This window comes from Kitasatospora sp. P5_F3 (assembly GCF_054049135.1).
In genome coordinates this window covers 1-10,290 of sequence record NZ_JBFUMY010000125.1, presented here as the reverse complement: position 1 = coordinate 10,290, position 10,290 = coordinate 1, and the positions used below count along the sequence as shown (strand labels likewise).

The 10,290-nt window shown below is 72.3% G+C and carries 8 protein-coding genes and 1 pseudogene; 5 read left to right on the top strand and 4 right to left on the bottom strand.

What is annotated here, in order from left to right; genetic code table 11:
* The first annotated feature begins 57 nt into the window (after positions 1-57).
* Both ACXJMZ_RS35360 and ACXJMZ_RS35355 read left to right on the top strand, forming a co-directional pair.
* Positions 58-2,421 (top strand): NPCBM/NEW2 domain-containing protein, encoded by a 2,364-nt coding sequence (locus tag ACXJMZ_RS35360; protein WP_457034114.1) that lies wholly within the window; start codon positions 58-60, stop codon positions 2,419-2,421.
* Positions 2,396-2,857, top strand: coding sequence for a hypothetical protein (locus ACXJMZ_RS35355; protein WP_457034113.1), 462 nt, complete (start codon positions 2,396-2,398; stop codon positions 2,855-2,857). Before ACXJMZ_RS35360 ends, ACXJMZ_RS35355 begins: the two co-directional genes overlap by 26 nt.
* Before the next feature lie 36 nt (positions 2,858-2,893).
* Here ACXJMZ_RS35355 and ACXJMZ_RS35350 read toward each other — a convergent pair whose 3' ends face one another.
* Together ACXJMZ_RS35350 and ACXJMZ_RS35345 are read right to left on the bottom strand one after the other, a co-directional pair.
* A complete protein-coding gene (locus ACXJMZ_RS35350) occupies positions 2,894-5,779 on the bottom strand; it encodes an ATP-binding protein (RefSeq protein ID WP_457034112.1) in 2,886 nt (961 codons plus the stop codon).
* Positions 5,780-5,949: 170 nt separating this feature from the next.
* Positions 5,950-6,894, bottom strand: a complete 945-nt coding sequence (locus ACXJMZ_RS35345; RefSeq protein WP_457034111.1) for a GlxA family transcriptional regulator — start codon at positions 6,892-6,894, stop codon at positions 5,950-5,952.
* A 113-nt stretch (positions 6,895-7,007) separates the two neighbouring features.
* On the opposite strand from ACXJMZ_RS35345, the gene ACXJMZ_RS35340 reads away from it, so the two are divergent.
* The gene (locus ACXJMZ_RS35340; protein ID WP_457034110.1) at positions 7,008-7,937 is read left to right on the top strand and encodes an NAD-dependent epimerase/dehydratase family protein; all 930 of its coding nucleotides are present in this window, start codon (positions 7,008-7,010) and stop codon (positions 7,935-7,937) included.
* A 93-nt stretch (positions 7,938-8,030) separates the two neighbouring features.
* Here ACXJMZ_RS35340 and ACXJMZ_RS35335 read toward each other — a convergent pair.
* Positions 8,031-8,240: pseudogene (locus ACXJMZ_RS35335) on the bottom strand (hypothetical protein); the annotation flags it as partial.
* 305 nt (positions 8,241-8,545) lie between these two features.
* Here ACXJMZ_RS35335 and ACXJMZ_RS35330 point away from each other — a divergent pair.
* Complete coding sequence (locus tag ACXJMZ_RS35330; protein ID WP_057235063.1) at positions 8,546-8,737, top strand: YegP family protein; 192 nt, start codon at positions 8,546-8,548, stop codon at positions 8,735-8,737.
* Between the two features lie 92 nt (positions 8,738-8,829).
* On the opposite strand, the gene ACXJMZ_RS35325 is transcribed toward ACXJMZ_RS35330, so the two are convergent.
* Positions 8,830-9,882, bottom strand: a complete 1,053-nt coding sequence (locus ACXJMZ_RS35325; protein WP_457034109.1) for a S1 family peptidase — start codon at positions 9,880-9,882, stop codon at positions 8,830-8,832.
* A gap of 207 nt (positions 9,883-10,089) precedes the next feature.
* Between ACXJMZ_RS35325 and ACXJMZ_RS35320 the strand changes: the two genes are divergently transcribed.
* Positions 10,090-10,290: SCO2400 family protein (locus tag ACXJMZ_RS35320; protein WP_457034108.1), on the top strand; the 201-nt coding region annotated here is incomplete at its 3' end.

Here is a 10,290-nt window from a genome sequence, read left to right as displayed (position 1 = left end):
GGCGAGGCCCCGAGACGGCTCCTCGCCCGCTCGCCACCCCCACCGATCGGACCGAACATGCCCCGTCGCCGCTCCACCATCCTCAGACGCCTGGCCGCCACCGCCTACGCCGCCCTCCTGGCCACCAGCCCGCTGCTGGCCACCGCCGCCTTCCAGCTCGCCACCGCTCCTCCCGCCGCCGCACTCGACAACAGGCTCGGACGCACCCCCCAGATGGGCTGGAACAGCTGGAACGCCTTCCGCTGCAACATCGACGAGGACAAGATCAAGGCGGCGGCCGACGCGATCGTGGACAAGGGCCTCAAGGCCGCCGGCTACCAGTACGTCAACATCGACGACTGCTGGCAGGCCCCCGGCCGGGACGCGGACGGCGCTCTCCAGGCCCACCCCACCCGCTTCCCCTCCGGCATCAAGGACCTCGCCGACTACGTCCACGGCAAGGGCCTCAAGCTCGGCCTCTACGCCACCCCCGGAAGCCGGACCTGCGCCAACATCTGGGACAACTACCCGGGGCAGCTCGGCAGCCTCGGACACGAGACGCAGGACGCCCGGTCCTTCGCCTCCTGGGGCGTGGACTACCTCAAGTACGACTGGTGCAGGGCCGACGAGGACGGCGTCAACGCCGAACAGGCGTTCACCACCATGCGCGACGCCCTCGACGGCACCGGTCGCTCCGTCTTCTTCAGCATCCACCGCGAAGCCCAGCAGCCCGTCGACCCCTGGCGCCCGGCCGTCGCCAACTCCTGGCGCACCACGCCGGACATCGGCAACAACTGGTCCAGCATGATCAACACCGCCCACAGCAACCAACCCCTCGCCCACCTCGCTCGGCCCGGTGCGTGGAACGACCCAGACATGCTCCAGATCGGCAACGGGAACCTCACCCCCGCAGAGGCCCGCACCCACCTGAGCCTGTGGGCCGAGATGGCGGCTCCCCTGCTCATGGGCAACAACCTCGCCACCGCGGACGCCGCCACGGTCGATGTCCTCAAGAACCCCGACATCGTCGCCGTCGACCAGGACCCGCTCGGCCAACAGGGCACCGTCGTCTCCGAAACCGGCGGCCTGGTCGTCATGACCAAGCCCCTCGCCGACGGCTCCCGGGCCGTCACCCTCACCAACGAGACCCTCACCGCCGCGACCGTCTCCACCACCGCCGAAGCGATCGGCCTCGGCGGCGCCACCGGCCACCAGCTCAAGGACCTGTGGTCCAAGGCCGTCACCTCGACCGCCACGGGGACGATCAGCGCGCAGGTCGCCCCGCACGACACGGTGGTGTACAAGGTCACCCCCGCCACCCGGGTCGCGCCCACCACCGGCCTGCACCAGCTCTCCGACCTCGTGTGGTCCGCACCGCCGGTCGGCGGCTGGGGACCCACCGAGCGCAACCTCAGCAACGGCGAGCAGGGCAGCCTCGACGGCCGCACGATGTCCATCGGCGGGACCACCTACGCCAAGGGCCTCGGCACCCACGCGGCCTCCGACATCGCCTACTTCCTCGGCGGCACCTGCACCTCACTGACCACGACCGTCGGCATCGACGACGAGGTCGGCAACCGCGGGAAGGTCGCCTTCCAGGTCCTGCTCGACGGCGTCAAGAYCGCCGACAGCGGAACCCTCACCGGCRCSGACGCRCCCAAGACCCTCACCGCCGACCTCACCGGCGGCCAGCAGCTCACCCTGCWCGTCACCGACGSCGGCGACGGCCTCTGGTACGACCACGCCGACTGGGCCGACGCCAGGATCTCCTGCGGCCACGGCCCCGCTGCCGGCACCACCGCCGTCTCCGACCTGACCCCGGAGTACGCCGTCAACGGCTACGGCCGGCCGGAGCACGACCGGAGCAACGGCGGGTCGGCGACCGGCGACGGCGCGCCGTTGAAGATCGGCGGCACCACGTACGCCAAGGGCCTCGGCACCAACGCAACCTCCGAGATCACCTACTTCCTCGGCGGCACCTGCACCTCCCTGACCACGACCGTCGGCATCGACGACGAGGTCGGCAACCGCGGCACCGTCGCCTTCCAGATCCTGCTCGACGGCGTCAAGACCGCCGACAGCGGAACCCTCACCGCCCCGGGCGTGCGGCAACGGGTCCGTGCGGTGCTGCGCGTGGAGTGGTCTCGAGGGCTGTGCCGATCACGAGTTCAGCCCGTACGGCCAGGCCGACTCCGGCCGCTGCGACGTCCGCGGTCCTGGTGGCCACCGGTTGTGGCGGCGGAGGAGACGGCGGTGGCTCGATCGACGCCGGCCGGACCTTCAGCTACCAGAGCAGCGAGCCGCAGAACCCGCTCCAGCCCGGGAACGCGAACGAGGCAGGCGGCAGCCGCATCATGCAGACCCTCTTCAAGGGCCTGGTCGACTACACCCCGTCCGACGCGAAGATCCGGTGCAGGTGACGGAGAAGATCGACACCACTGACGCACGGCGCTTCACCGTCACGTTGAAGACCGGCTGGACCTTCCACGACGGCACGCCCGTCCTGGACCAGGTGCCGCCGTCGGCGCCGGCGAGCTACAGGACCGACCTCGGCGACCGGGCGATCGACTCCCCGCAGGGCGCCATCCAGAACATCGGCTTCACTCTCGACCAGGGCGACTGGTCCGGCGCCGGGTCCAACGACACCGGCTACAGCAGCCCGCAGTTCGACCGGCTGTCGACCCGGGCCGACCAGACGGCCACCCTGCAGGACACCGTCGCCGGCTACCGGGAGGCCCAGCAGGTCCTCGCGCAGGACGTGCCTGCCATCCCGCTCTGGTACACCCGCACCACCTCGGGGTTCTCCACCCACGTCCAGAACGTGGGGTGCGACTCGTTCGGCAACCCGGTCTGGACCGAGGTCCAGGTCAAGGGCTGAGGAGCGGACGGCACGAGGGGCAGGTCAGGGGCCGGGTCAGCTGCCGTCGCGGTGCCCCTCCACCACCTCGCCGACCTCGCTGCGCCGGACACCGAGCTTCTTGAGGGTGTGGGCGACGTGGTGTTCGGCGGTCCGGGTGGACAGCCCCAGCACGCGGGCGATGGCCTGGTTGCCGGCGCCGGTGGCGAGGAGCGCGGCGACCTGCTCCTCCCGGGGGGACAGGTCGGAGCCGTAGCTCTGGCGACCGTGCGGATCGGGCGAACGCCGTCCCGCGTCGCGCAGGGCCTGTCGGCAGCGCGCCGCGTCGGCGGTGGCGCCGAGCCGGGCGAAGACCTCCAGGGCCTGCTGGAGAACCGTCGCACCCCGGTCGGGATCGTGGGCGAGTCGGAGGCGTCCCGCCTGCTCGGCGACGAGGGCGGCGCTGTACACCCGGCCGATGGCCTCGTACCGGATCCTGGCCTGCTCCAGCAGGGCGCCGGCGGCCTCGGGAGCGGTGTCGGCGGCCAGCAGTCCTCGGCACCAGGCGTCCTCGGCCTCGGCCCCGGGGGCGTCGTGGCCCGCGATCCCGGCGGCGGCCTCGGCCGTGAGCCGTTCGGCCTCGTCGTGCAGGCCGCACGCCAGCGCCGCCTGCACGGCGACCGGTACCAGCTCGGTCGCCCAGCACCAGCCGCCCTTGTGGCGTCTGACCGCCAGCGCCCCCTGCACCCGCTCCCACGCCCTGGGGGCCTGGCCCTCCAACAGGTCGATGCGCCCCAGGACGGCCACGCCCTGCTGCCCGAGCTGCCAGTAGGTGTGGTCCTCATCGCCGTCCTCGAAGGTCGCGAGGTCCTCGCGGGCCCACGGCCACTGCCCCCGCGCCACGTTCAGCACCGCCCTGACCATCACCGTCTCGGTCTGGAAGCCGCTGCCGTGGGAGGTCTGCGGGATCATCGCCGCGATCCGCCGGTCCAGGCCCTCCCAGCGCCCCGCTGCGAAGTCCAACCGCAGCCGGATCAGGTCGCAGCCGTACCCGAACAACTTGTAGCCGGTGCGCCGGGACAGTTCGCGGGCCTCGTGCAGCGGAGCGTCCGCCCGGTCGTCGTGGCCGAACACGAAGGCGGCGTCGGCGAGGTTGTGCAGCGCCCGGGCGACCTGGCGCAGGACGTCGCGGTCCGTGCTCTCCCGGGGGAGTTCCCTCGCGAGCTCCCAGGCCGTCGGGTCACCGGAGACCGCCAGCAAGGTGATCGTCAGGGCGAGGACGGTCGCACGGGCCACCAGGTCGTCACTGCGGGCGACGATCTTCCCGGCCCGGTCCATCATCTCCCGGTCCTGCGCGAGGGTGGTGGCCGAACGGTGGCCCATGGCGAGCGCCGCCATGGCACTGGCGGCCAGACCCGGCCGGCTGTCCAGCTCGGTGATCGCGCGTTCCAACTCCTCCATCTGGCGGGCCCGGTCGGTGCTGGTGTTCATCAAGGTACGCGCGAGGTTGAGCCGGATCTCGCCGCGGACGGGGACGGGCAGCGCCGGGTCGGCGATGATGCGGCTCAGGATCGCCGTACTGGCCGCCGAGTCCGCGCTCCAGAAGGCGACGTTGCTGAGGGTGAGGGCGGTACGGGCCCGGTCCTCCGGGGAGAGGGCGGGTTCGGCGAGGAGTTGCTGCAGGAGTTCGGCGGCCACGCCGTCGTCGCCGACGGCCACCGCGTGATCGGCGGCCGCCAGGGCCCTGGGCAGCCAGGCGGCGACGTCGCCGAGCTGCCTGGCGTGGTGGGCGATCTGCACCAGCGCTGGAGTGCCCTGCCCGCTCAGCGACTCGATGGCGCGGACGTGCAGCCGCCGGCGTCGCGGGCCGAGGATCCGCTCGTACACAACCTGGCGGGCCAGGACGTGCCGGAAGCCGTATCTGCCGGGGCCGCGTTCGACCAGGACGTCGGCCTCCAGTGCGGCCGTCAGCGCCTGCCCCACCTGGTCGTCCGCGAGCCCGGCCAACGCCGCCAACTGCTCCTCCCCGGCCGGCACGGCAAGCACCGCAGCCGCCTGCACCACCGCGACCGCGACCGGGGCGAGCCCCGCCAACCGGCTGTTCACCGCCTCCTGCAAGGCCCGCGGCACCGCCGCGTCCGCCAGCAGCGAGGTCGGGCTCACACCGTCGACCAGCCGGTCCACCAGGACCAGCAGATCCTCCTCGGCGACGAGCGGGAGCCCACCGCTGCGCTCGAACAGCACCTGGCCGAGCCGCGCCGCGGCCGGCCCGCCGATCGCCGAGGCCGCCAGCTCGCGCACGTCCGTCTCGGTGAGCGAGGTCAGCGCGAGCTCGGTGCCACCGATCCCCACCGGCCGCCGGTACGGCACGCCGAGCACGTTCCGGGCACCCGGCAGGTCGTGCCGCCGGTAGGTCAGGGCCAACCGCAGCTGCGGGGGCGGATTCCTGGCGAGCAGCAGGATCAGATCGCGGGTCGCCTCGTCCACCCAGTGCAGGTCCTCCACCATCAGCACAGCCGGGCCCAACGCGCCGAGCAGGTCGTGCACCCCCCGCATCAGCTGCTGCTTGCGCGGCTCGGTGCCGATCTCCGGACCGATCGCGGGCAGGCGCCCGGCGAGTTCCGGCAGATACGGAGCGAGCACGGCCGTCGCGGCGCTGAAACGGGTCTCGGGGCCGAACAGCGCGTGCGCGTCCCGCAGGGCGTCGACGACCGGCCCGAGCGGCAACGGCTCGCGCAGCGGGTGGCACCAACCGCGCAGGACCGCCAGCCCCTCCCCCTCCAGCAGCGCGACGGACTCCTGCAGCAACCGGGACTTCCCCACCCCGGCCTCGCCCTCGACGAACACCACCGCCGGCCCCTGGCGCAGGGCGTCCACCAGCAGTCGCAGCTCGTCTCCCCTGCCCACGAACGCGAACCCCGCGCGGCGCCCCGAGCCGGGCTTGCCGACCGACGAACTTGCCATGGCGACCTTACGAACGCATCAGGTCCGGGCGAAAGGGACACCCATGGTACTCCGCCCACCGGAGCAGGGCCGCGAAGTGGCGTCGTACTGGCCGGAGTTCGCGGCGGAGCAGCCGGCCGCAGCCGTGGTGGCGGCCGCCGGAACTCGGAGAGTACCGACAGCATCCCGATCTACCGCTGCTGGGTGAACGCGGCGCGGTACGCGCTGGGTGTGAGTCCGGTCCTCCTCGACAGGTGTTGGCGCAGGGAGTCCGTCGTGGCGAGGCCACTGAGCCGGGCCACCTGGTCCATCGGCAGCTCCGTCGTCTCCAGGAGCTCCTGTGCCCGGATCACACGCTGGTGGAGGAGCCACTGCAGCGGGCTCAGGCCGGTTTCGTCGTGGAACCTGCGAGCCAGCGTGCGGACGCTGGTCCTCGCGTGCGCGGCGAGGTCGGCACGGGTGAGCGCCTCGTGCAGGTGCTCGAGCGCCCAGGCCCGGGTCGCGGCCAACGAGGTGCCCGTCTCCTGCGGCAGCGGCGTCGCGATGAACTGTGCCTGCCCACCTGGCCGCACCGGTGCCGCCACCACCAGCCGGGCGACGGCGTTGGCCGTCGCCGCACCGTAGTCGGAACGGACCAGGTGCAGGCACAGGTCGATGCCGGCGGACAGCCCGGCGGAGGTCAGGACGTTGCCGTCCTCGACGTACAGCACGTCGGGCCGCAGCCGGACCGCTGGATAACGGGCGGAGAACTCCTCGGACTTGGCCCAGTAGGTGGTGGCGCTGCGGCCGTCGAGCAGCCCGGCCCGGGCGAGGACGAACGCGCCGGTGCAGATCGAGGCGATGCGCTTCCCTGCGGCTGACGCGCGGCGCAGTGCGGCCAGGACGCTCGGTTCGATGTCGTCGCGGGCGGCGGTTCCGGTCACGATGACGGTGTCGGCGTCGTCGACGGCCTCCAGTCCGTGGGGGACGGCGACCTCCAGGCTGCTGCCGGTGGTGATGCGGCCGGGACGAGCAGTGCAGATGCGTACCCGGTAGCCGGGGCGGCCGTCGACGGCCGTCTCGCCGAGGACGAGCTCCGGGATGGACAAGTCGAAGGTGGTGGCGGGGGGAACGGCGATGACGGCAACCCGGTGCATGGCCCGAACCTCCGGATGTTTGGCATTCGGGCCACTACCTTACGGATCACCCGTGGCGGAGGGTAGAGCCGCTGGGACGGCCGGTCCCAGCTCCTCGACCAGGGAGTGCACGCGTGTCCTTGCACGTCATCGTTGGAGCCGGAGCCACCGGATCGTCCGCCGCGCGTCTGTTGGCGGATGCCGGTGAGCAGGTCCGGCTCGTCACCCGCCGGGGCAGTGGGCCGGCGCACGATCGGATCGACCGGGTGGCGGTCGACGCCACCGATACCGCGCGGTTGATCGAGGCGGCCCGTGGGGCGGCGACGCTGTTCAACTGCGCCATGCCCGCCTACGACCGCTGGCCGACCGAATTCCCGCCGCTGGCCGCCTCGTTGCTGACCGCAGCGGAACGCAGTGGAGCGGACTACGTCATGCTCGGGAACACCTACGGCTACGGACCCGTGGACGGACCCGTCACCGAGGATCTCCCCATGGCGCCCACCAGCGTCAAGGGCCGTGTCCGGGCCCGGATGTGGCACGACGCACTCGCCGCCCACGAGGCGGGCCGGGTCCGGGTGACCGAGGTCCGGGCCGGCGACTTCCTCGGCGTGGGCGCCTACTCGCCCTTCACGCTCATGGTGGGGGCCCAGGTGCTGGCCGGCTCGCCCGTCTCCTATCCGGGAGACCTCGACGCCCCGCACAGCTGGACCCGTACCGTCGACGCGGCCCGGACCCTGATCGCCGCCGCCGGGAACGGGGAGTCCTGGGGCCGGGCCTGGCACGTGCCGTCCACCTCCCGGGCCCCGGTCCGCGAGTTGGCCACCCGCCTGGCCCTGGCAGCCGCGGTACCCGTCCCCGAGCCGGCGCACATGACCAGGGCCGAGCTGGAGGAGATCGGACGGACCGACTCGGTCATGGCGGAGTTCCCGGAGATGCTCTACCTGTACGACCGTCCCAACATCCTCGACGCGTCGCTCACCACGTCAGTGCTGGGCATCGCCCCGACTCCGATCGACGTGGTCCTCGACGAGATGGCTTCGGAGCACCGCCGCTCCCGTGCCTGACGAACCGTAGGCAGAGCGCGCACACGGGGTCGCCCCGGCGGTAGTCACAGGGCACTCCCCACCCATGATGGCCTTACCTCAGTTGATGGTGGGTCAACGGAGATCGTGGCTGCGATCCGGTGCGTGGCGGACAGTTCCCGAAGCTGCGGCCGACCTGGCGGCCTGCTCGATCTTCGCGCAGTGGACCGCCTGGGCTTCGTGGTCGATCTGCTGCTCGTGTCCGGGGCGCACCCCGGTCCGGCCGTCGAGGCCCTCGCGCAGGATGTCGGCGTGCCCGGCATACCGGTTGGACTCGCCGAGGGGGTTGGTCCCGGTCGCTGTCAGAGGCCGGCGGGCGTCGTATCCCGGACGGTTGTGAAATGGCCCCGCTCTGTGGGTGCATCCGCTGCCGTCGGCGACCTGCTCGGATGACTCGATCCAGAGCACTACTGCGGCTACCGAGCCCAACCTGGCCGCTGCCCGTCTGCCTGATTTGCTCGACTTCACCGAGCTTCTCCTGAGGCGTTTCTGACGGTCCGCCACCCGATCGGATCGCGCCAGGGTGCGCCTCGCCCGAAGGCCGTCCTACGGTGCCGTGGGGGGCGGACCTACGAGAGGTGAGCAGTCCCATGGCAGGAAAGTTCGAACTCTACACCGACACGTCGGGCGTGCACCGGTTCCGGCTCAAGGCGGCCAACGGCGTGGTGGTGATCACCAGCGACCCGCACGAGACCAAGGAACAGTGCATGAAGAGCATCGATTCGATCAGGAAACTTGCTCCCTACGCGCAGGTGCAGGAGTCCGCACCGGCTCGGGCCTGAGCGCCCTGACCGCCCGGAGGGCCGACCCCACGCGAGGCGGGGTCGGCCCTCCGTGCTGCGCGGACGGTCCGTCAGCAGGGTGGACGGGCTCGTCAGTAGACGCTGACCCCGTAGGCGCTGAGCGCCTCCACCACCGGCTGGAAGAAGGTCGTGCCGCCGCTGGAGCAGTTGCCGCTGCCGCCCGAGGTCAGGCCGTGCGCGGTGTTGCCGGAGTACAGGGCGCCGCCGCTGTCGCCCGGCTCCGCGCAGACCGTGGTGCGGATCAGGCCGCGTACGCTGCCCTCGGCGTAGTTGACGGTGGCGTTCAGCGCGGTGACCTGGCCGCTGTGCACCTTGGTGGTGCTGCCGCTGCGGTAGACGGTCGCCCCGACGGCGGGGGTGCTCGCGGCGGTGATCCGGCGGGTGGTGCCGTTGTACAGGTCGACCGAGGACGGCGGGACCGACCCGTTCGTGTACCGGACGATGGCGAAGTCGTCACCCGGGAAGCGCGAGTTGGTCGTGTTGCCGAGCTTGGTGGTCTGGCTCTGGCTGGTGTACCAGGAGGAGACCGCGTTCCCGCAGTGACCGGCCGTCAGGAACGAGTACGTGCTGCCGCTGCGCACGTTGAAGCCCAGCGAGCAGCGGTAGCCGCCGCCGTAGATCGCGTCGCCGCCGGCCAGCTTGGTGCTGAACCGGCCGGCCACCTGCTCCACCCGGACGGCCGCACCGAGCCGCTGGGCGGCCTCGGTGACCTGGGTCAGCTTGGCGCCGTTGACGCTCTCGTCCACCGAGAGCAGCACCTGGTTGCTCACCGGGTCGACCGACCAGGCGGTGCCGGGGACGGCGGCGGAGCGGTCCAGTTCGGCGGTCGCGGCGGCCAGCTGCGCGCCGCTGCGGGTCACCAGCTGGGCCACCGCGCCGGTCGCCCTGACCTGCTGCGCGGCGGACTGGTCCGTGACGGTGACGACCAGTCGGCCGCTCCCGTCCAGGTACGAACCGGCGCTGCGCTCCTCGCCCAGCGACTGCTGGAGGGCGGTGGCCACGGCGGCGGCCTGCTCGCCGACCGGGGTGGCACGGGCGACGGCGGCGGACGGCAGGGCGAGTGCGGAGCCGGTGACGAGCATCGCGACTGCGGCGAGCAGGACGGCGGGACGGCGGTTCCTCATGGGCTTCTCTCCCGGTGGGGGCTGGGGGAATTGCTGCTGAGCACCACCTTCCGACCGCACCATGTGCACGTCAACCGGAGCGCTCCTGCCAACCTTTCCGTCAACTCCACTGCCAGGCATCCGACTTGCCCGTAAACACCGGATCTCTCCGAAAGCCTCACACCTGGCACCTATCGGCCGTTCGTGTGCCCTGCCTAGGGTCCAGCAATGGACTACTGCGCCCCCTGCCGCCGACACCTCAACGGCGCCCTGTCCTGCCCGGGCTGCGGAGCCCCTGCCTCAGCCGCCGCGCCCGTCGCCGCGCCGCGTGACACCGCCCCCACGGTGGCGCCGCGCGCTGCCTCCCGCCGCCGACGCCGCCGACGCGGCCCCGTTGTCGCGGCCACCGCCCTCGCCCTGGCCGTCGGC